Consider the following 22,032-nt stretch of genomic DNA (forward strand, 5'->3'; position numbering starts at 1 on the left):
GAGTGAAACTTTATAAGTAGCTGGCCATGTAGGGAGACTTACATGGCTATTTATTTGTGCGTGGCGCTGTAGTATTCGAGTACGAGTTGTTCAGCGAGTTGCTTTCTTTTATTGGCATCATGCCATAGCCTCAGCCGGTAGCGGACAAAGTATTTGAGAATGAGAGTAAAACGCTTCCAGAATGGATGTCTTCTCCATTTGTCTGCTGAGACTCTGACTTCAGAACCGAGGTAGAGAATGTCACCTAAGGGTTTGAGTCTGTCGCTGAGTTCGATATCTTCCATGAGTGATTGATCTGATAGGCAGCCGTTGGAGAGTGCAGTTTGGCGATGAAGAAACTGTGCTTGGTCGCCGAAGCTAGTGGAAGCCAGGAGGGCACGTGACTCATTGAGGAGTTCTATAAAGAGAAGTTTCCAGCTAGTTGTGTCGAAGCGTTGGCCGAGGCAGCCACCTACAAGGTTGGGTGAATGTTCGATGGCCCGGCGTAGCACCTTGAGAGCATTGTGTGGGAGTTGTGCATCGGCGTGGAGAATAATAATCCATTCTGACCGCGCAGCTTCGACACCATTTTTAATTTGCAGACCACGTGAAGCCGGGGATTGGATAATGTTACAGTTCTCGAGACCTTGAGTGGCGAGTGAATCTGATTGGGCGTCTGATAGAATCACTTCATGTATGGGTATGCTTTGCTTGGAGATACTTTCTAGGGCGCGAGATAGAGCGAGACCGGGGTTCTTGGTTGGAATGACGAGACCGAATGTGGGTGGGGAATTCGTTTGTGGTGCTGCGACACGCGAGTGTGCGTAGCCCTTGGTGCCGATGAGATGCCACAGGGTTAGAATAAAGAAAGGAAGCCAGAAGAGCCACCTTGCTGCGATGGGAAGTTGCCAAGATCCCATTTGCTCAAGCTGCTGCCAAACCAGAAAGTAGAGAGCAAAACTAATGCTTAGTGATAGCCAATGTGCTGAAGGTTTCAATGCCACCAATGGCAATATCCAACACAAGTACCAGAAGTGAATGATTGGAGACAGTAGCAGGAAACTTCCTAATACAGCTACAGCTGTATCCAGTACAGAGAGTTTTTGTTTGTAAAATTGCCACATGAAATAGCTCCAGCACATTAGGAACAGAATCGCTGTGAGAGAGTTGATGATAAGACGTTGCGGCTGATCGATGAGGGTGTCAGGCAGTACGTATTGTAATAGTTGGTAGATTGGACCATTGAAACTACCAACAGAGCCGAAGTGTATCGTCGCTGCTATTGCTGATGTAAATTGGGGGGCTAACAGAGCAATGGGAATAAGCCCTGCAATGGCAAGAGCGATCCACATGCGAAATGGGCTACGCCAGAGTAAGATTGGAAATAGGATAGCAATGACTAGCTTGAAGTGGAACGCCATCGCCAAAGCAATGCCAGCTGTGATCCACCATTTCTTTGTGTAGGCTAGCAGTGCTAGGATAAATGCTGCCACCATGAGTATGTCAAAGTGAGCTTCCGCCGAGTAAGATAGAAAGCTGATAGGTGAGAGGGCATAGAACCCAATCCACTTCAGAGGTCGGCCCATGGCGTAGAGGAGAGCCAAAATGCAGGCAATGAGAGCCAGATCCAGAACCGTAAAGAAAAGTTTGTAGGCCCACGTGCTGTAGCCGAATTGGTTGATCATGCTAAATGTCCACAGGGCGACTGGGGGATAAGCAGTCGGTTGGTCTTTATGGTTCATGAGCTGCCAATGCTCATCTTTGTATGGAGCCCTTATTGGGTCATTAGCTAGTACTTCATAGGGGTCGGCGTTTAGCTGAAGGAGTTTTCCTTCCCAAAGATATCGGTGGATGTCATCAGATGGAGCAGATGGGAACACTAATAGCCTGACGGCAATGGCTGGAATCAGTATGCATGCGAGACGGCTTCTAGGAGAGAGTGTGTTAGGAAAGAGGAACACAGAAGCTAAGCCTAGGAAGCCCATTAGTGCAGCGAGAAGCATTCTCGCAGTACCCGTTGAGTCAAAGTTTGTGGTTACTTGGCCATATACACATGCAGCTATCAGCAATAGGCTGATAGAAAAACACCAAGCGATGTTGCGAGGAAGCTTCATGCTTTTGCACTTTGATTCATCTCTTGCATGCTCTTGGTGCTTAGTAAGAGAAATCCTGCGGCGTAGAGGAAAAAGAAGGGGGCAGCACCGGGGAGTCCATTGACGGAATAGCTTATTGCTGTCGTGAATGCGTAGATAGCTAAGCTCAGTTCAATGACTGGCATATACTTGTTTTTATGTGTGTATTTAATGGTGCCATCACCAGTTTTAGCGGTCCTGACAAATGGGGAGCTAACACCAATAAGTCCTTCAAGGCACGCTCTAGCATTTGAGAAACATATACCAAAGCCAATAAGAAGGAGCATTGGGAGTCGTGTGAAGAAGAGCCAGAAACGTTTTTGATGAACCCAGATTTCTGCTGTGAGGTAGAGAAGGCTAGGTCCTAACATAGCAAGAGCTAGTGGAATGATGTACCAGCTAATTACGAAATCTCCAAATGGGTTTGACGCACTCAAAGCCAGAGGTAGGCCCAGGATCGCCTGCAGGAGCATACAGAGGTGCAAACAATAGTGGGTAAGATGAAATGTGGCTTCTACCTTTTGACGTAATGGAATCTCAGCTTCCCATACACGTGGCAGCATCTTGACCGCAGTTTGGATGGAGCCTTTTGCCCATCGAAATTGTTGTGACCTGAATGCTGCATAGCTGGGCGGGATTTCAGCTGGAACTACAAGGTCTGGTAGGTAATGGATTTCCCAGTTTTTGAGCTGGGCTCGATAAGATAGGTCTAGGTCTTCAGTGAGGGTGTCTGCATTCCACCCCCCTGCGTCATTGATAGCGCTACGTTTCCAGACTCCAGCGGTTCCATTGAAATTCAAAAAGTAGTCGTTATATGAGCGAGCGACTTGCTCGATGACGAAGTGACCGTCAATGCCAACGCTTTGGGCTTTGGTGAATGCTGACGCATTTTCATTGAGAAATCCCCAGCGGGCTTGGACGAGTCCAATTCCTTTATCAGCTGCAAAGTGTGGGAGGGTGCGGGTGTAGAAGTCAGCAGGTGGGACAAAGTCGGAATCAAAAATAGCCACAAAGAGGGAGTTGTTACGTTCTAGTCCGTAGGCAAGTGCACCAGCCTTATAACCCTCTCTGTTAGGTCGTCTGATGTGTTCTATCTGATAGTCTTGCTTTTTTAGCTCCTCAACAATGTGAGCTACGAGCTGTGAAGTCTCATCAGTTGAGTCATCGAGTACCTGAATGAAGTGCTTATTTTTTGGGTAGTCTATGGCAGCGACAGCTCGAATCACTCGTTCTGCGACGTTAAATTCGTTATAGAGTGGAATCTGAGTGAGAACTTCTGGCAGCGAATCAGATGAGAGAGTTAGATTCTCAACGGCTTGGTTGTGCTGTTTAATTTTTTTCTGAGCTCGAAAGAAGAGAGCGAGCATGAAGTAGTGGTGGAAGCCGTAGAGGACGAGGATCAAGCTACATAGTAAGTAGAGAATAAGAAAAAAGTGGAGCGTGATGGCCATAGTTTGGTTTTCAGTAGGTCGAATTTTCTATGAATTTTTCTTACGTTTCTCGTCAAGTTCCTTGATTTGAACTGGAGAGGCGGGAAGCGAGTCTAGGAACGGAATTCCCTTTTCGTTGATTCTTCCGAAACTGAGGACGCCAGTTGGGCATTGTTGGACGCAGGCTGAGCAACGTACACATTCGGGATCCTCCATGGCTTTACCTTTATTGGCAAAGTTCATGATATCGATGCCTTGGTGGCAAACTGAGGTACAGACATTGCAGGAAATACATTTGTCTTTGTCGGCAAAAATTCGGAATTGAGAGAAGCGTGCGTAGATGTGCATGAGAGCGGCAAGAGGGCACGCGAAGCGGCACCAAACGCGACCAGAATAGTGGAAATAGAAAGCAACACCTAAGATCCCAGCAAAAATGAGATCGACAAAGTAGTTGTAGCTTAGAAGGGGAAGTCCATCTTTTCCAGGAAGGGGGGCGCCATCCGCAAGAAATTTGAATCCAGAGGCAAAGAAATTTCCATCTGGCAGAATCCATCCAATGATCCGCAATAGCATGACGACGCTTGCAAAGAGCAAGAAGACTTGGCCGATCATATTGAGTTTTGTAGCTAGAGGACCATGCGGCATTTTATGCCTTTGCTGATCACCCATGGTTTCGGCCAATGCTCCACATGAGCAGATCCAACCACAATATGCACCCTTACCCCAACGTCTCACTATGATTGGGATAAGGATGAAAGTTTGAATCGCCCCAAGAATGAGCCAGCCCCATATTGGAGCATCCGTAAACCAGTTGAAGACAGCTAATGGCCAGGCTAGGATGAAACCATAAGCTCTCCAGTAGCTCTCTCCAGGCAAGAAGGTGTTAGCAAACCAAAGTCCAAGACCTGAATCAAATGCACCGATTCGGCCCATCCACGGGAGGATAAGTTCTGGGAGAAGGAAGAGAGGAATCCATTGAATAAGGGCCAGTGTGATGGTCTGGCGGGTCACATAGGGAGTATTGCGTCTCTTGATTCGTCTGAATCCGAATATGCTTACACAGAGGCAGTATGCTAGACTGTAGTAGAAAGACCTCGAGCTAGCTGACGTTTTTAGGGTGTATAGAAAGCTGCTAGTGTCGCTTGCTGCAGACTGGAGGCTTGAGTTTAGCCCTGAGATCCAGTTTACAAGACTTGCTGGATCCCAACCAGGAAGAATGCCTTTTTTCCAGTGATAGAGCCAAGTACAGAAGAGGAGTGATAGAATGATGGTAATCCACCATTTGGTGGTGCGTTCACCAGCGATTTCTAGTCCACTCTTTCTAAAAAATGTGAGTGGTGGATTTCTGCCGATGAGGGCGAAAACATTATCGTTAGGTAATGATTGTTCCGAACCATTATGGTCAATGGTTACGGATGTTTCATCAATGCTGATAGGGTGAGAAGGCAGGTAGAGGGAGACTTTACCTTGAGCTGCTAGTGCATGCAATTTCTCGGTGTTTTCTGGCTTAGGCCTTGTAAGTTCAGCTTTCCTGTAGCTGAGGCTCACTGAGGCACCTGATTCAGCGAGTGCGATAGCGGCTTCAGCTGCGGAATCACCACCGCCAACAACGAGAACATTCTTGTTAGTGAATGCTTTTGGGTCATGCAGGCGGTTACTTACCTTATCAAGTTGCTCGCCGGGAATATTCATTTTCCTGAAGTCACCTGAACGGCCTATGGCGACGATGACGCGCAAGGCATGCCAAGATTGCTGGCTACCCGAGGTGTCCCGTAGGAGGAAGGAATCCTTTGCTTTCTCGATCTTTTCGATATGGCCATGGGTTGTCTCAATGCCCAGTGAGCTTACCTGTTCAATGAGGCTTTCAATCAGCCCTTCCTTAACATGTGTTTTGGGATCATCGTATTGAATTCCTCCGGATGGGCGCATCTCAGTGGGGTAAGTGAAGATCGGTTTAGCTTTGGGGAAGTTCTTAATGGTTGAAAAGCTGTCACTAGTTTCTAGCAGGATATACTTTAAGCCGGCTTTATGGGCTTCCATTGCAGCTGAGAAACCGCTGACTCCACCACCAATAATGGCTACGTCATAGGTCGATGTATTACTGAGTTGGTCTCTTTGTTGCTGAAAGTTTGGTTCTGCGAGTATGGCATGGATTGCTTGAGAGCCAGTTTCGGAGGAGAACTTCAGTAAGGGGACACCAGATAAGTCACCAACAATACGAATGCCTGGAATATTGGTTTTACCTTGTTCTCCAACCACGGGGAGCTTCTCGACAAGACGAGCAGGCCACTGGCCATGTAGCCAATGATAGTATCGTTTGATTAGATTCATTGGTAATTGGCTTATGACGCTTCGTTAAGGTTCCAGTCGTACTTGATCCACCTGATCTTTAGGTTGGTTGGAATTTTTTTTGACGCGTATTTATTAATAATTTTTGCAGGATTTGATTCTGCGAAGTCGTTTTTATACCAATCGAAGAGTTGAGAATAATATGCTGAGTTCCCTTTGATTTGTACAGCGTGAGGAGAAGCCACAAATAGTTGTGCCTGATCAGCTAGTTGGTTTTCTAATTTTTCAGCGGTATATGCCTCATTTCTGAGTGGTGGGCATGATATACTAGCGCAGTTGACCGCAAAATGGATGCGGGGGTCAGGAAAATCTATCAGCAATTGTTTTTTCTCAAGAGTGTCTAGACTAATGTTACCCTGTGGAGTCTTGATGCTTTTGCGTTTGAAAACTGAGAATGGGACACCAATTTTTGTCACCGACTTAAGTGGATAACGGTCAAGGACGATATCTAACATCGCGGCATTGTAGAGGTTGATACGAAATGCAGCTTTTTGTTTTTTGTTAAGTTTATTGGCATCAATTCTGGCCCATTCTGTGAGAATATTTTTGAGGGCGGCGGTGTCACGGGCATTCGCTTTCCAGGTTTTATACTGCACGCCATTGGGGGATGCGTATTTTTGAACAAGTGTATTGTAGCTGGTGTAGTCTTGAGCGTAGAGGGCGGCGGGAAGACAAGAAAAGGCCACAATCAGGGTGCTTTTTTTCATATGCTTGTATGGATAGGGTTTTTACTGGGAGGGTCGGGAGCTGAGAACTATTCCAAATTTCTAATGAGCCTATCATGTAGAATACTAGGATGAGGGAAGGTGCTGCAAGTGCATAGTGAAGTTGATGACAACGAGCTCAGAGAGTTGAGGACTTCAGAAAGGTGTCAAAAAAGTAACGAGCGAGCACTTTGTGTGTGATTCTAAGTCTCTATAAAAAAGGAAATTGCATCAGCACTCATGCGTATAGAATTTGTAACTGATACCTTTCCTCCCGATGTCAATGGTGTGGCAATGACTCTGGGCCGGCTTACCCAATGCTTAAAAGACCGTGGCCATTATGTGCATGTCATTCATACAGGTGAAAAATCATCAGATGGCCAGACGACCAAGCAGTCAGTAAGTTTACCTGGTTATAAGGAGGTGCGAGTTGGCCTGCCCAGCCCAATTAAGTTGAGGAAACGCTGGAAGAGAAAACGTCCTGACGCAATCTATGTAGCAACCGAGAGCCCACTTGGTGTCTCAGCAATCAAGGCAGCACGGGAAATGAGCATCCCAGTAGCCGCTGGATTTCATACAAACTTTCACCAGTATCTTAACAAATATAAGTTAGGTAACATGGAGAAGCCTGCAATGGGGTATCTGAAGCACGTACATTCCAAGGCCGATATGACGATGGCTCCGTCTCATGATGCTGTTAGTATGCTAGAGGAGGAAGGCTTTTCGAATGTTCGCTTACTTGGTAGGGGAGTTGATACTAACTTGTTTTGTCCGTCGAAGCGCTCTGAGGAGCTGAGAGCTAGCTGGGGGGCAGCAGAGCAAGATCCAGTCATCATTCTCGTTGGGCGAGTGGCTGCGGAGAAGAACCTAGCTTTTGCGATGACAGTGGTAGCAGCAATGCGCAAGAAAGCACCATCTCTTCAGCTTGTTGTAGTGGGTGATGGTCCAGTGAAGGAGGAATTAGCAAGGCAGTACGATAATGTTCACTTTGTAGGAGTGCGTAAGGGGGAGGAGTTAGCACAGCATTACGCGAGTGCTGACATTTTGTTATTCCCATCGGAGACTGAGACCTTTGGCAACGTTTTGTTAGAGGGGATGGCGAGCGGACTCGTTTCAGTCAGTTATGCTTATGCGGCCTCGGCCATACATGTGAAAGATAGGTATAATGGCTTGAGCTGTGAAATTGGTGACGAAGAAGCGTATCTGGAAAAGGCATTGTTGTCCTTGGAGTACATCACACATCCAGAGTTACGATTTGAGGCTCGCCAATCATTAAAGTCTCAGGATTGGCAGAGTGTGACTGCAGCCTTTGAAAAACATCTAGAGGAGATGATTCAACTGAAACCTGTTACTCAGCGAAGGGTTCAGAAGAGACGAAAAATTGAGCTGCGTAGTTTATTTCTCTCGGATATTCATCTTGGTTCTGCAGACAGCAAGGCGCGTGAGGTGGTCGAGGTGTTGAAGTCCGTGAAATGTGATAGAATTTATCTTAATGGTGATATCATTGATGGGTGGGCGCTAAAGAGGGGGGCAAAATGGAAGAAAGCCCACACGAAGGTTTTGAGGGTGCTGCTCAAGAAAATGGAGAAGGAAGCCACTGAGCTGATCTATTTGAGAGGCAACCATGACGACTTTTTAGAACGGATTTTACCATTCGATATAGGAGGGATGCAGATTGTTAAAGATTGTGTACACACCACGCAGAATGGTCGGAGGTACCTGGTTGTGCACGGCGATGGTTTTGATAGTGTGTCGACGAATCATAAATGGATAGCGGGAGTGGGAGCTGTCGGGTATGACTTTTTACTGCGAGTGAACCGATTCTATAACTTTTATCGCAAATGGAGAGGGAAGGAATACTTTTCACTTAGCAAGGCAGTGAAAGCAAAGGTGAAGTCGGCAGTGAGTTTCGTAGATAATTATGAGGAGAAGCTGCAGGGGCTAGCAAGGCAGAGAAAATGCCATGGGATTATTTGTGGGCATATTCACACTCCAGCTGACAAAATGGTAGGTGAGATTCATTATCTCAACAGTGGCGACTGGGTTGAGACATTAAGTTGTATTTTTGAACATCAAGATGGGTCGTTCGAGGTTGTGCAATACGAGGAATTACTGCAACGACTTGAGATTCATGAAAACGTTGAGGAGAATTTAGATCTCGAGGAAAGCCCTTTTAGTATTCTGACTGAAAAGGTCGATTTGCTTGAGAAAGAGGCAGGAAAGCTAGCAGTAAACTAGTGTTTATTCTACTTGGCAGAGTGGTCTATCCATGGGAAAGAAGTGCATGGCACGCTTTCAAGATAAAGTAGTAGTAGTGACCGGTGCTGGACGAGGCATCGGTAAAGCGATCGCTCGTGCGTTTGCTGCAGAAGGAGCAAAAGTCGCAGTGATCAGCCGTAGTGAAGGAAGCTGTCAAGGGGCGGCTGAGGCGATCAATGCAGAATTTCCTGAGTCGGCAAAGGCCTATGCTCTGGATGTGGCTGATTTCGAATCAGTTCAGGAAGCTGGTAAGCAGATTTTAGCGGATTTTGGTGGGATTAACATCCTTGTAAATAATGCAGGTGTCACGCGAGATGGCTTGTTGATGCGCATGAAGGATTCTGATTGGGACACAGTATTGGACACGAACCTCAAGGGAGCCTTCAATACGGTGAAAGCATTCCAGCGTACCTTGATGAAGGCGCAAGACCCGCGTATCATCAACCTCGCATCAGTGATTGGACTTATCGGCAATGCAGGCCAAGCAAACTACGCTGCCTCAAAAGCTGGCCTGATAGGCTTCACGAAGTCTCTCGCTAAGGAACTTGCTGGCAGAAAAGTATGCTGTAATGCGATTGCTCCAGGTTTCATCACGACAGATATGACTAGTGAGCTTGATGAGAAGGTGCGTGAAAGCATTTTGACTAATATCCCATTGAAGGAGTTTGGTGAGACTGAAGACATCGCTAATTTGACCCTTTTCTTGGCGAGCCCAGAAGCTCGTTACATCACTGGACAAGTTGTTGCCTGTGATGGGGGCATGACCATGTAACGAGGGTTTACTCACCCTTAAAGGAATTTCCAGCGCTGCCGTAATGGTAGCGCTTTTTTTATGAAGATTTGAGCTTAGCTCGGAGTATGACGGAGATCACATCACTTAAGAAAATCACGATGGTTCCGAGCAAGATAAAGAAGAGCATACTATCGTAGCGGAGAAAGGCAGCTTCTTGGCTGATATAGTAGCCGAGTGAGCTAAGGCTCAACATGCCGAGAATCGTCGATTCTCTGACACAGGTTTCCCAGCGATAGAATATAAAAAGTAGTTGGCGGTTGAAGCCAGTAGGTAGAATTCCGAAAAGGTAAGCTTGAAGTCGAGACGCGCCTCTTACAACCATTTGCTGAGCTGGCTTTTCATCATGGTTTTCACTGACTTCACTCCAAAGTCTCCCGAGGATTCCGAAGTTGTGGATAGCGAGGGCAAAAATCAATGGCCAAGCATGGGCGCCTAGGATGCCAATGAGTAAGAAGGCGAGGATGTACTCAGGTAGCGAGCGTGAAACTAAGAAGATGCTGCGCATGACGATGCCAAGAAGCGACCAGGCAAAAGTCATGACTTTATTTTTTCGTACAGGTGGAATCCCAAAGGATGCAATATTGGCAATATTTCTACTGGCCCAAGGAACGAGCGAGTAACCCATGATGGCTGCGAGAAGGAGTGCGGCTGTCGCCATAATGAGAGTGTTACTCAAGGCTGAAGATCCGCTATTTTGCCAGAGTTCATGAAGCCATGGACTAGCGTCGGACCATTGACCTGAGTCTCTAACAGGTTCAGGTACGAGTTGTTTGAGGAATTTTTGAGTCCGTTCAAGTCTGCTCAGGTGGGAGTGGTATTGATCTAGCGGCTCTCCGCAGCTCCAGGCTGTAATGACGCCTATCAAAAGCGCTCCGAATACGATGGGGAGACTAAGCCAGCGAGGACGTGTGCGTCGCAGTTCGTTGAGTGTGTAGTTTGCCGGTGAGAGTTTGCTCAGTGGCGCATGATGAATACGCTTTCTTACATGCGAGCCTAGAATGTCAAAGATGACAATGGTTCCAATGAGAAGATAGAGCTCTGTCCAAACTTCATTATAGTAAGTATTCTCATAACTTTGATGGATACTGAGGCCTATGGTTTCGATGCCGATAAAGCCAAGAACCGCTGATGAGCGAATCGCACATTCTAACCGGTACATTGTGTAGGTCACAATATCTGGCAGGGCTTGAGGTAAGCGGGCGCAAAAGAACGCCTGAAGGTTTGAACCTCCAGCTAACAGGATATGTTTGCTGTTTGCGTCTGAAGCTTCATCGATAATCTCTGAAAAGACTTTGGCTAGAGTTCCAGTGAAGGGGAGGGCCAGTGCGACACAAGCAGTGAATGGGGAGTCACCCAAGAAGGCCAAAAAGAGGAGCACCCAAATGAGTTCATGGATTGAGCGCATGAAGGTGATGAGAAATCTCACACAAAGACGTACGAGTGAGAGAAATCCACGATAAAGGGGGGTGCTATGAGAAGCGCTGGATTGTCTTTTCAAGGGCCACCAAGCCTTTGAGGAGAAGAAGCCAAGAACGAGACCTAACGGAACGGCCATCGACATGGCAATGAATGCGTAGCGAAGTGTGGTGAGTATTCCTTCAAAGATTCTTTGAATAAATGGATCTGAGCCTTCTGGTAGGCTTGGGTTCTGGTCGGTCAGTGCAGGCTCAAGAGCTGCCGAGAAGAAAATCTTTGCCGCTTCTAAGGGATCGGCGCTGGGGGGTAATTGGACAAAATCTAGACCGAGTCTATGGACGCAATAGACAAATAGTACGAGTGCACTGAGTAAGCTAAATCTCCGCCACGATAGCAGTGGGGCGTTGGCCAGAGGAGGTTTAGCCATGATCTAGTGAGTAAAGTTGTGCGAAGTCCTTTTCACTGAAATCTTCAGATTTTCCATCGAAGATAATATTTCCCTCTCTCATACCAATGATGCGAGGGAAGAAAGTTTTCGCGTAGTCAAGGTTGTGGAGGCTACAGAGCAAGGTGACCTTATTTTTTTCAGCTAGGCTGGTGAGGCATTCGAGTAAGGAATGAGCGCGGGATGGGTCAACCGCTGATACTGGCTCATCAGCTAGAATGAGTGACGCTTTTTGGTAGAGCGCGCGGGCGATTGCGACGCGTTGTTGTTGTCCGCCGGACAATGAGTCGGTGCGGTGAAAGATCTTCTCTGGGATGCCGACCTCACTGAGAATATCAAGCACGCTTTGTAGTTCAGCTTTTGGAGCGAATGAGAGATAGAGAAGTGTTTGGAGGAGCTTCTGGCTGCCGACTTTACCGAGGAGAACATTTTGGTGAACTTTAAGGTTCTCTACTAAGGCGAGATCTTGAGGGATGTAGGCAATGCTGCAGCGTAACTCTTTAAGGGCTTTGTTTGAGAGTGACGAGATGGACTGTTGCTGAATAGAGAGTGAGCCTGAATCCAATAGGTACTCACTGGCTATGGTTTTAAGTAGAGAGCTTTTTCCCGAGCCAGATGGGCCAATGAGTGCGACCTTTTCGCCTCTAGCAATTTCAAGGCTGAGATCACGCAGGACATGCGTGCTGCCAAAGCTGAGATTTGCATCATAGAGGTTGAGCATGAGCATAAAAAAACACCAAGAGCCAAATTAGCCCTTGGTGTTGGTTAAAGCAATTACTTCTTGAAGTTTACCTTGGCCATGACGGAAGCGATGCCGTCAAATGTGGCGTTGTCTACGGCGACAAGTTTGTCACGCTTGAGAGCACCGAGAGCTGCAGGGTCATCACATTCTACGAGAGCTGTCTGGAGTTTCTTGAGGAAGCCTGCGCCGAATTGTTCTTCGAGAATTGGGTGAGCCGTCATGTTGTAATCAGCATAAGTTGGTGTCTCCCAAATCACGATGCACTTTTCTTTATCGAGTTTACCGCTAGCAATTCCCTTTTCGTAGGTCTTGAAGTTGAGGGCGCCAGCTTCAAAGGTGCCAGCATTGACGAGCTCAGCAGTTTTGTCGTGGGAACCAGAGAAACCAAATTCTTTAGAGAAGAAGTCCTGGGGTGTCTTGCCTGACGCTTCCATGAGGAAATGAGTAGGCATGATGCAACCTGATGTAGAGTTCTGTGAACCGTATGTAAATTTGAGGTCTTTAATAGCTTCAGGGAATGACTCAGATCTGGTTAATCCCGTGGAAGTGTTAGCGATGAAGTATGACTTAAATTTGAGGTCAGCTTCACCAGAGACGAGTGCCTGAGCACCTTCGACTTTTTGGCGGGCTTGTACTCCAGTCACGCCACCAAACCATGCGAGTTGAATATCGCCACCTTCAAATTTTTGAACTGAAGCTCCGTAGTTAGGTGAAGCAACAAATTCAACTTTGATGCCGAGTTTTTTAGATAAGTAGTCGGCAACTGGCTGGAAGCGCGCTTGCTGTGCAGTAGTGTCTTCGTCAGGAATTGCTGAAAAACGAAGAACTGCGTCGCTTTTACTTGTTGTAGTTGTTTCTGTTTCCTGTTTTTGACCGCAGGAGCTAAGGAGTGACAGTGCTGCACCTCCGAGGAGGGCGGAAACCATGATAGACTTCATAGAGTATCTGAGTTTGTTGTTTTTGAATAAGGGCCGAATCTCATCGGCGGTTAGATGCAATTTGCAGTGATATAGATCCCACGTCTAGCTAGAAATAAACAGACAGGTAATTTGTCACCATATCAGATAATTTTTATGCTAGGTACTAAGACTAGGATTTCATCTATGAGGAAAGAGGAGCCAAGATATTCCTCATTCTACAAAGAAAAAACGCCCATCAAATGAATGATGAGCGTTTTTTGATAAAGTCTGTGAAGCTAAATTAGAACTTCTGAGTACGGGAGTACTTGTAGTAGGTCTCGAAGCCGAGTTCTGGTGGGAACTCAGAGAGGCCGTCATGTACGTTCATTTCGATACGGTTATCTTCACCACAACGCATGTATGGCTGCTTGAAGGTGCCGTGGAATGTTGGGCAACGGAAGGTAAATACTTCATAGAAGCCATAGCCAATACGACGGAATGCGCGGCTCGTACCATCTACAAGACCATATGTGTAACCAGCTTTGCGGCCGTAGTCTTCGTTTTTGCGAACGATTTGTTCTGGGATTTCGGTGATGCCGAATAGGATGTTAGAGAGACCACGCCCAAGCTTGCGGCTAGATGTGTAGGTGGATCCTGGAGGCGCCTGAATGTCTGCGTAAGTGCAGGTCGCGGTTAGGAGAATTGCTGTTGCGGAAAGTAGGATTTTTCTCATGTTGCTGTTATATAGATCTTAGTTTTTGATGGATGACAATGGAAAAATTTAGAAACTTAAGGTTAGTTAACTAAATTTTTAACCATTGAGTTTATCCAAGCCTTTTTCTGCGAGGCTTTGGATGCGGTCGTCATGATCTTGACTCGTGAAGAATTTGAGAACGTTAGGCGACCAGTCGGCACGCGCATTTACGGCTTCTGTGATGATTTTACTCTTTTGAGAGTTGGTTGTCGAGTAGCCAGCAAGTGTGAGCCAGCGGTTTCCGAGTTCGTCTTGATCGTGTTTACGTTTTGCACTGAGCAAATTGATAGCGCTTTTGAAGATAGCATTTTTTGCAGCAACGGTATCTTCATTCTCAAAGGCATTGAGTAGGTCGTCGAATGGCTCATCGGTAGGCCAAGCTCCGAATGCAGTGGCTGCGGCAATACGCTCGTTGGTGTTGGAGGAGGCCAAGCTTTCAGAAATCGTTTTTCGTGCTTGGTCAGTACCCGTGTTACCGAGAAGGCGAATCATGGCCAAGCGGTACTTTTCATCAACGCTAGCATCGAAAGCTCCAACAAGTTGTTCTGCTAGGGAGCTCTTTCGGCGGCTCTTAGAAATCACATTGGCCAGAGCTTTTTCAGCGGAACTACGGACACCATTGTTTCTGGTAGCTCCAAGTATCTGTATAAAGCTTGTGAAGTTTTCTTCTTCGATCGTTTTATTCGCGGCGTCGATTGCAATTTGAGCTGCTGGATCGTTAGGGTTCTTTGTCGCCCATTTGAGCATGCCCTTGATGGCACCCTGGTCGCCTCTCTTACCAATAACGATGGCAAGGTTTTTACGATCTTCTTCGCCGGTATCCGGGGCTGTCGCGTAACTAAGGACCATTTTATCAATGGAGTAGCCACCTTCAGCCTTGGCAATAACCATGCGTTGGAAAACTGCGTTACGGTTGGTGAGCGTGTCATCGGCAAGTGCATCCAAGAGAAGCTTCATATCATCTTCCGTAGTTGGAATATCGCGAGCTGTTAAATCCGCGACTTGCTCAACGAGTTCATTGAACTTCTTGTTTTCGCTGCCAGTAGAGCTTTTTCCGATAAGGACTCCACCTAGTACGATAATGGCAACACCTAGGCCAGCAGAGATCATAAGCTTTTGCTTACTGCTGAGACCTTTTTTGGCTGCTGCTAGATCTGGTGCAAGAGTTGGGCCTTCGCCCTCAGGAGCTGCTTCTGTTACACCGTCTGGAGTGGTGTTTTGAGGGGCTGTTACTCCTGTGACAGCTGTTGGTCCACTTGCGGGAGTAATGGTGGGGTTGGAGGCGACAGCTGGTCTAGCAGGCTGGATCGCAGTTCCACCAGTGATGACTGATGCTGGTCGGATGGTCTGAGATGCTGTGACAGGAGTCTGGCCACCAGGAGGAGTAATTGTCTGAGGTGCAGTTTGGGTGTTGACTGTAGTAGAAGGAGCTGCAGCAGGGCGATTAGGTTGAGGGGAAGTGGTTGGAATCACCAGTTGAGGTCCTGTGCGAACTGGTAGGGTACCACCGTGTTGGGCTGCAGCAGTTTCGTCAGTGAGAAACTTTTCTAAGGCGACTCGCGCGGACTCTGGGCGGTCGTCCATGTTTCTAGCAATATGCCACATGACCCAGTCACATACCCAATGCGGGAGGTCAGGGCGTAGTTCATGAAGTGGTTGGACAGAGTTCTGGAGGTGACCTGCCATGACTTGGGGAGCACTGTCCCCATTGAAAGGGTAGGTGCCCGCAAGAGAGTAGTAGTACATGCAACCAAGGGCATACATGTCAGTACGACGGTCTAGAGGGGTCCGCTCGAACTGCTCGGGGGCCATGAAGAAAATAGAACCGAACACGGCATCCCCATGGTCAATAGTCTGCAATGATGGTTTCGCTGAGAATTTAGCGAGACCAAAGTCCACTAACTTAACTTGGAAGCGACCAGATGGAAGCCAGCACACCATAACGTTAGATGGCTTCAAGTCGCGGTGCACTAGGTCCAAGTCCTGCGCAGCGATCATTGCTTCCTGAGACTGAATGGCTACTTCGCGGAAATCGTCGAACGTGAGAGTGCCCCGCTCCACCATTTCGTCGAGCGTCTTACCATTGATAAGCTCCATGACTACAAACGGTCCTTCTTTGTCAACTCCCGCATCATACACAGTACAGATGTGTGGGTGTTGAACCGAGGAAAGTGCAGTAGCTTCTTTCAATAGGTTTTTAGTAGCAATTTCTGGGTCTTCGTAACCTTCGCCTTCTTCGGCGAGAACCCTTTTGATAGCAACTTCTCGGCGAAGTTGTGTGTCATAAGCTCGGTAAACCGCTCCTACGCCACCTTGACCAATTTTCCCTCTTATTTCGTAACGTTCGTCAGACATGGTTGATGCAGATCACCAGCATACTTTAGAAATTCTTCAAGCAAGGCAACTCAGAAATTAAGGATAATAATAAAATCTTAACCATTCGTTCTAATTAAGGATTTATCAGCATGGGCAATGTAGATACATTGGTATTTTCTTTATTGAGAATTATTCTCAATAGTGTTGATTCTTTACAATAATCGTCTATTGGAGCAGGTCTCAGATGGTAATTTTGCATTGGGGATGAATTATATGACACTATATTTGGGCAAAAAATACGGCAAAACCTGCTGTGTAATAGGATCTTGGGCGACGCTGTTATTAACTTCAGCTTCGCCTGCGCAAGAGAAGGAACAGGAGAAAGTAGCGAAACCAACCGCCCAGCAGAGTACTAATATGGCCAGAGGCTTATTAGAAGAGTGGGTGAAGATGGAGCGGACTCTTTCTGCTGAGAAGCACGAGTGGTCAGTTCAGAAGCAGCATTTGTCTGATATGAAGTCTCTCTATCAAGTTGAGTTAGGTCTACTTAATGATGAGATTGCTGCGGCGGGCGACGCTCACAAGAAGGATCAGGTCGAGATGGGAGAGCTTGAAAAGGAACTAGCTCTAGCCAAGGATGAAAGAGAAGCGGTAGTGGGTATGCTCAAATCATATGTTGCTGAATCTAAAAAGCTGTACGCACGTCTGCCAGAGCCTCTCCGAGGTGAGTTAGCACGTGAATATGAGACACTAACAGACGATAAGCTAGATCCAAGTGCTGATGTGTTAGCTCTCACTGCTTTACTCAAAGCCACCGTAAAATTTAACGATTCAGTGGTGTACTCAGAGGAACTGCACACGATAGATGGTACACAGAAGCAATTAAGGATATTATACATGGGGCTGGGCGCGGCTTATTATATATCAGGCAAAAGTGCTGGCAGGGGAATACCTGGAAATCAAGGGTGGCAATGGATTGCAGATGATTCCGTTTTTTCTGAGGTTTCTAGGGCTATCAATATATTTAAAAAATCTGCACGTCCTGATCTCGTAACTTTACCTGTGGAGGTGCAAAAATGAGAATGTTACTTTTCATTTTGACGATGGGTGTAATGCCTGTTGTCCAAGCTAAAGATATCGATGTGAAAGATCTTAAAAGTGATCTCGAAGACGTTTCTCAGCGGCTAACAAAGTATCGGGACGAAGTCCTAATAGAGAAAGCTTCAGTTGCGAGAGAGATGAATAAAATGGAGGAGGAGTTGCTAATAAAGCGAAGAGAGAGAGAAATTGTTGATCTAGGAGCCAAAGGGAGAGAGGCCAAGTTATATAGTCTGCGTAAATCTGTTGCGACATTCAAAAAAGAGGCTGATTACATCGAAGGGGCTCTCAAAGATTTTTCTATTGAATTTGATTTACGATCGCGACCCGGCCATCAATCAGAACTGGGGCAAGTTGAAAACCCTGATGTTGTGACACGAGTGAAGTCCTTAGAGAAAGCATTTGAATCAGTAAATTCGATGCTTGGTGGTGAGTTTGTGAAAGCCGAGGTTGTGACGGATGGTGGGACCTTATCTCGAGGAACAATTTGTAACCTCGGACCTGCTGGTTGGTTCAAGGATGATTCTGGAAAGTATTATGGATCAGTCGAAATGCTGAGTGGAGCGACTCATGGCAGGTTGAACTCTGATGTGAATCAAAGTGATGTTGAAGCATTATTTGCACAAGGATCTAGCCGTCTAAAACTGGATGTTACCGGAGGTAAAGCTCGAGCCATATCTAAAATTCAAGATGATCCTCTCAAACTTTTTGAAAAAGGTGGAGTCTGGCTCTGGCCTATCTTAACTATCGCCTTCTTTTCTACTGTTTGTGGTGTGATCAAATTCATTCAGCTTTCAAAGATTAAAGAACCAAATGCTGATTGGATTGGTAACTTGCTGACTTATGTGAATAAGGGAGATCTAGATGCTGCAAAGTCAGCCTGTGCTGGAGTAGCGCATCCAGTAGCTGAGGTGTTAACTAAATCCATTGATTTTGTATCTGCTGGTGCGAATGTGGTTGAAGAAGTTGTTTATGAAAGAATCATTGGTGTACAATCTCAGCTTCAAAAATGGCTTCCATTCATAGCTGTGACCGCAGCAACAGCACCATTGTTAGGGTTATTAGGTACAGTGTCTGGAATGATTCGTATGTTCAACGTGATTACTGTCACTGGCACAGGTGATGTAAAACCGATGGCAGGGGGGATCTCAGAGGCTCTAGTGACTACTTTGTTTGGTCTAATAGTGGCTATACCCGCACTCATTTTACACACTATGTTATCTCGCAGAAGTAATGGTGTAGTGCAGGCTACAGAGAGGTTATCACTGAGTTTTGTTAATGGGCTTAAGAGCAAGTAACTATGATTATTTTATAAAGAATGGATTGGCTTTACATAGTGTACAGAGAATGTGTCGCTCTTTTATCCCAAGGAGGTTTTGTGCTTTGGGGTATTCTTCTCATAGGTGCATGGATGTACACTATCATTCTCTCTACATGGCTGGCCCTGCGTCCAGTGGAAGAAGCCATTCGAGGCTCTCGTCGAGAACTAACAGATCTCAAAAGTAGTGAGTATATTCAGAGAGAATATACTATTTTTGAGCTCGATCAGTTAGCTTGGATTGGAAGGCGCCTTCCCGTTATTGGGGTGATGGTAGGTATTTGTACTTTAGGCGGCCTGCTAGGAACAGTCTCAGGAATGTTAGTTACCTTTACCAAGATGGCATCTAGTAGCTATGGAGATCCAATGGAAAAAATTGCAGCAGGAATTTCTGAGGCAATGATCACTACGCAGGCTGGTCTATTGTTCGCCCTTCCCGCAGCCTTTGCCTATGCCATGTTAGTAGTGCGGGTACGGAGAGTGCATTCACTTTTAGAACAACATCTATCTGTGGATTTAAAAAATCTTTCAATGAAAGGAATAGGCAATGCGTAGAAGGTTAGGATTATCGCAAGAAACAGACAATAGTGGTAATGAGATCAATATGTCACCTTTGATTGATATTGTTTTCATCTTACTTATTTTCTTTGTAGTAACGACAGTTTTTGTAGATGACCCAGGAGTCGAAATCAACAAGCCACGGGCTACATCTGCCAATGAAGTAGAGAAAAATTCTATTTTGTTAGGGGTGACTTCTAATGGTGAAGTTTACTATGGAGGTAAAAATATCGGTGTAGATGGAGTTAGAACTGTGGTCTCAGTGATGCTATCTAATGATCCTGATTTACCTGTGGTTATTCAGGGAGATGAATCCGCTACGCACGGTCTCATCATGAAAGTAACAGATGCCGCTCAAATGGCTGGAGCTAAGTCTGTATATAGCGCTACGGCAAAGTAATGCATACGTGAAAATTAGAAATGTCATATTTGGAATATTAATTTCCAGTTTACTCGTAGTGAGTCTGGCTCTGACTCGTTTGCTTAAGCTAAGCTCTACTGAGGAGGTGTTGGAATTGAGGAAAATAGAAACGTTTCAAGTGTCTAAGCTACCAGAGCCTGAAGCCCCTCAAGAAGCAGAGCCAGAGGAAATCGAAGCTGAAATACCACCTCCTGCTCCATCTTTCGATGATTTGCGTCCAAGTGTAGATGTAGATGCCCTTGCTCTACCTAGTTCAGAGACTAAGGTTCCCATCGATGCAAGTGTAGACATATTTTCAATAGACACTGCGCCAGCTATATTGAACACGCCGACTAAGAAGGTTTCAAACAATACAAAACCTGCAGCACGCTCCAGAGTAACCACATCGAAGCCACCAGCTACAAACAAGGTTGGTCTCGGTGACCTCGATTCTAAGCCTCGATTGATTCGCAAAGGCCGTGTTAGATGGCCCAGTAATGTGAGGAGTAAATCTGTAAAAGCAATGTTGCAAGTCGAGATTGATGAGAGTGGAAGAATCAAACTGATTCGCATCGTTTCAATCGAGGATGAGGAACTGAGTGCTCAAGTAAGAGCTTACGTCAGAGATTCAAGATTTACTCCACCTAAAAAGAATGGTGTGCCTGTTAGGGTTCCATTTAACTGGCCAGTTACTTTCAATAAACCATGAGAACATCTCTACCTTTAATCATTAGTTTTATTAGCTTAGTATCATACTTACAAGCCGACGAACGCCCTTTGCCTTTGTCAAAAGGGTATTGGAAAGATCCAAGCTTCTTAAAGTCTTTCAATGCCTCTTATAGAATCAATGCACGCGTCGAGCCCTATGTGACATCAGAGCAAAAAGCTGTTCTAGTATCGATTCAATCGATGATGGCTAAGGGGCAGCGTGATAAAGCTATATCTAAACTGAAATCTAGTTCTTTAACCGATTCATCTGCAGCTCTTACATATAATCTAGGGAATTTATATTTCGAATTAGGGGATATGGATAAATCCGAAGCCGCATACTTATCGGCAATTAAGTTATATCCATCATTTCGACGTGCTCATAAAAACCTAGGAGTCGTAAGAATGAGAAAAAATGAAGTCAAATCTGCAATGGTATCATTAGTAGAGGCTTTGAGCTTAGGTGATATGAGTGCTAGTACATTTGGGATGCTTGGGTACTGCCACCTGCAAGAAGGCAATACTGCATCTGCATTACATGCATACCGGATGGCACAGTTGTCAGAGCCTGAAACGATTGAGTGGAAAGCTGGTGTAGCACAATGTCTTATGGATATTGATAATCTTCCTGAGGCTTTGTCTATACTGGAAGAGGTTTATAGGGCGAAACCCGAAGAGGATTCATATGCTTTGCTTTTGGTGAACGCCTTACTGGAGTCTTCTAAAAGGGACAAGGCAATAGCGTTGTTAGAGCTACTGAATAGGCAAGAAAGGCTATCGACTTCGAATATATGTTTACTTGCTCAGCTGTACACGTCGTCTGGTGAACTTAGACTAGCGAAAAAGCATTTTAGTAGTGTCTTGGACAAGCTTAATGAGGAGTCACTACCTGACTTTTTGAAATCGGTAGAATCGGTAATGTACATAGGTGAGTGGAAGTATGCAGAAACCTTACTTAACGCAGTTGGACCAAAGTCATTACAAACAGATTCTCTAATCCATAAGTACGATAGACTTACTGCTTACTGTCTCTTTGAACTTAATAAGCCGGAAGCGAGGCCACATATTACGAAAATGCTTGAGAGAACCCCCCTGGATGGGGATGCGCTATTATTGATGGCAAAAGTGTACGTTAAAGCTGGTGAATTCGAGAAAGCTGAAGTTTTGTTTGAGAGAGCTCAGAAAATTGAAGAGTTTAGCTACCGAGCTTTTCTTGAGCACGGTAAGTTATTAGTTGGAGAAAAGCGCTACGAAAAAGCCCTCGAAAAATACGAAGCAGCTGACTCTATCAAGTCAAATAAACAGCAACGTGACTATATTGAGGAGTTAGAAGGAATCACTCGTCGACAGTGATATATAGGATTTTATCGTATCAAATAACTCAACATTATGAGAGCTATGGCGGTCAGGCTTATAGCATATTACGGGATAGACTATAGCTCCCACAGTCCCGTCTCAATTCCTCCATGCACGTAGATAGCAAATTTACCCAAATCGGAAATTTCCATGGGCTTCATCGCTATCTTAGCACCTGCAGCAGAAGCAGATGTAATGGCTTCTTCTATATCGTCTACTAAGTAATAAGGGCGTACAACGGGGACTTCGTCGTTGCGCATGCGCGTTCACTTAAGCATAACTGATTGAAAATAAGTAAATAAAAAGCTTGTAAAGGTGAGTCAGTCGGCATGCTTGGTATGTTTAAGTCCTTACATACCAACGACTCGCCACTCAA

18 protein-coding genes are annotated in these 22,032 nt (G+C 45.8%); 8 read left to right on the plus strand and 10 right to left on the minus strand.

The features are described 5' to 3' along the window. Nucleotides 1–50 precede the first annotated feature (50 nt). From ACFSW8_RS15955 to ACFSW8_RS15970, 4 genes are read right to left on the minus strand one after another with little or no spacing between them, the layout of a single operon-like run. Nucleotides 51–2,093 (minus strand): MptA/MptB family glycosyltransferase, encoded by a 2,043-nt coding sequence (locus tag ACFSW8_RS15955; RefSeq protein WP_377090734.1) that lies wholly within the window; start codon nucleotides 2,091–2,093, stop codon nucleotides 51–53. Next, complete coding sequence (locus tag ACFSW8_RS15960; protein WP_377090733.1) at nucleotides 2,090–3,562, minus strand: glycosyltransferase; 1,473 nt, start codon at nucleotides 3,560–3,562, stop codon at nucleotides 2,090–2,092. Before ACFSW8_RS15960 ends, ACFSW8_RS15955 begins: the two co-directional genes overlap by 4 nt. 27 nt (nucleotides 3,563–3,589) lie before the next feature. Continuing rightward, nucleotides 3,590–5,872, minus strand: coding sequence for an NAD(P)-binding domain-containing protein (locus tag ACFSW8_RS15965; RefSeq protein WP_377090732.1), 2,283 nt, complete (start codon nucleotides 5,870–5,872; stop codon nucleotides 3,590–3,592). 11 nt (nucleotides 5,873–5,883) lie between these two features. Next, on the minus strand, nucleotides 5,884–6,597 hold the full coding sequence (locus ACFSW8_RS15970) for a DUF547 domain-containing protein (protein ID WP_377178749.1): 714 nt from the start codon (nucleotides 6,595–6,597) through the stop codon (nucleotides 5,884–5,886). A 237-nt stretch (nucleotides 6,598–6,834) separates the two neighbouring features. On the opposite strand from ACFSW8_RS15970, the gene ACFSW8_RS15975 reads away from it, so the two are divergent. After that, a complete protein-coding gene (locus ACFSW8_RS15975; protein WP_377090730.1) occupies nucleotides 6,835–8,832 on the plus strand; it encodes a glycosyltransferase in 1,998 nt (665 codons plus the stop codon). A gap of 46 nt (nucleotides 8,833–8,878) precedes the next feature. Next, nucleotides 8,879–9,625, plus strand: coding sequence for a 3-oxoacyl-[acyl-carrier-protein] reductase (gene fabG / locus ACFSW8_RS15980; protein ID WP_377178751.1), 747 nt, complete (start codon nucleotides 8,879–8,881; stop codon nucleotides 9,623–9,625). A gap of 58 nt (nucleotides 9,626–9,683) precedes the next feature. Here the strand turns inward: fabG and ACFSW8_RS15985 are convergent, their stop codons facing one another. The 5 genes from ACFSW8_RS15985 to ACFSW8_RS16005 all read right to left on the minus strand — a co-directional run bounded on the left by ACFSW8_RS15985 (nucleotide 9,684) and on the right by ACFSW8_RS16005 (nucleotide 16,257). Next, nucleotides 9,684–11,489, minus strand: coding sequence for a PhnE/PtxC family ABC transporter permease (locus tag ACFSW8_RS15985; RefSeq protein WP_377090728.1), 1,806 nt, complete (start codon nucleotides 11,487–11,489; stop codon nucleotides 9,684–9,686). Further along, nucleotides 11,482–12,228 (minus strand): phosphonate ABC transporter ATP-binding protein, encoded by a 747-nt coding sequence (locus ACFSW8_RS15990; protein ID WP_377090727.1) that lies wholly within the window; start codon nucleotides 12,226–12,228, stop codon nucleotides 11,482–11,484. The genes ACFSW8_RS15985 and ACFSW8_RS15990 overlap by 8 nt, the downstream gene beginning before the upstream one ends. A 53-nt stretch (nucleotides 12,229–12,281) precedes the next feature. Then, complete coding sequence (locus ACFSW8_RS15995; protein ID WP_377178753.1) at nucleotides 12,282–13,187, minus strand: putative selenate ABC transporter substrate-binding protein; 906 nt, start codon at nucleotides 13,185–13,187, stop codon at nucleotides 12,282–12,284. A 262-nt stretch (nucleotides 13,188–13,449) separates the two neighbouring features. Next, nucleotides 13,450–13,881: an exosortase system-associated protein, TIGR04073 family gene (locus tag ACFSW8_RS16000; RefSeq protein WP_377090725.1), complete on the minus strand. Its 432-nt coding sequence runs from the start codon at nucleotides 13,879–13,881 to the stop codon at nucleotides 13,450–13,452. A 78-nt stretch (nucleotides 13,882–13,959) separates the two neighbouring features. Then, a complete protein-coding gene (locus tag ACFSW8_RS16005; RefSeq protein ID WP_377090724.1) occupies nucleotides 13,960–16,257 on the minus strand; it encodes a protein kinase domain-containing protein in 2,298 nt (765 codons plus the stop codon). A 162-nt stretch (nucleotides 16,258–16,419) separates the two neighbouring features. Between ACFSW8_RS16005 and ACFSW8_RS16010 the strand changes: the two genes are divergently transcribed. Genes ACFSW8_RS16010 through ACFSW8_RS16035 form a run of 6 tightly spaced genes read left to right on the plus strand, consistent with a single transcriptional unit; the run spans nucleotide 16,420 to nucleotide 21,653 of the window. Further along, on the plus strand, nucleotides 16,420–17,298 hold the full coding sequence (locus ACFSW8_RS16010) for a DUF3450 family protein (RefSeq protein ID WP_377178755.1): 879 nt from the start codon (nucleotides 16,420–16,422) through the stop codon (nucleotides 17,296–17,298). Between the two features lie 2 nt (nucleotides 17,299–17,300). Further along, nucleotides 17,301–18,614, plus strand: a complete 1,314-nt coding sequence (locus tag ACFSW8_RS16015; protein WP_377178757.1) for a MotA/TolQ/ExbB proton channel family protein — start codon at nucleotides 17,301–17,303, stop codon at nucleotides 18,612–18,614. Between the two features lie 20 nt (nucleotides 18,615–18,634). Next, the gene (locus ACFSW8_RS16020; protein WP_377178759.1) at nucleotides 18,635–19,189 is read left to right on the plus strand and encodes a MotA/TolQ/ExbB proton channel family protein; all 555 of its coding nucleotides are present in this window, start codon (nucleotides 18,635–18,637) and stop codon (nucleotides 19,187–19,189) included. Beyond that, entirely contained in the window at nucleotides 19,182–19,592 is a 411-nt protein-coding gene (locus ACFSW8_RS16025; protein ID WP_377090720.1) for an ExbD/TolR family protein, read from the plus strand. The genes ACFSW8_RS16020 and ACFSW8_RS16025 overlap by 8 nt, the downstream gene beginning before the upstream one ends. Nucleotides 19,593–19,599: 7 nt before the next feature. Then, entirely contained in the window at nucleotides 19,600–20,301 is a 702-nt protein-coding gene (locus ACFSW8_RS16030) for a TonB family protein (RefSeq protein WP_377178761.1), read from the plus strand. Beyond that, nucleotides 20,298–21,653: a tetratricopeptide repeat protein gene (locus tag ACFSW8_RS16035; protein WP_377178763.1), complete on the plus strand. Its 1,356-nt coding sequence runs from the start codon at nucleotides 20,298–20,300 to the stop codon at nucleotides 21,651–21,653. The genes ACFSW8_RS16030 and ACFSW8_RS16035 overlap by 4 nt, the downstream gene beginning before the upstream one ends. 80 nt (nucleotides 21,654–21,733) lie before the next feature. On the opposite strand, the gene ACFSW8_RS16040 is transcribed toward ACFSW8_RS16035, so the two are convergent. Next, nucleotides 21,734–21,916, minus strand: coding sequence for a VOC family protein (locus ACFSW8_RS16040; protein WP_377178765.1), 183 nt, complete (start codon nucleotides 21,914–21,916; stop codon nucleotides 21,734–21,736). Nucleotides 21,917–22,032: the final 116 nt, after the last annotated feature.

It is taken from the genome of Rubritalea tangerina, assembly GCF_042683245.1.
GTDB classification, from domain to species: domain Bacteria; phylum Verrucomicrobiota; class Verrucomicrobiia; order Verrucomicrobiales; family Akkermansiaceae; genus Rubritalea; species Rubritalea tangerina.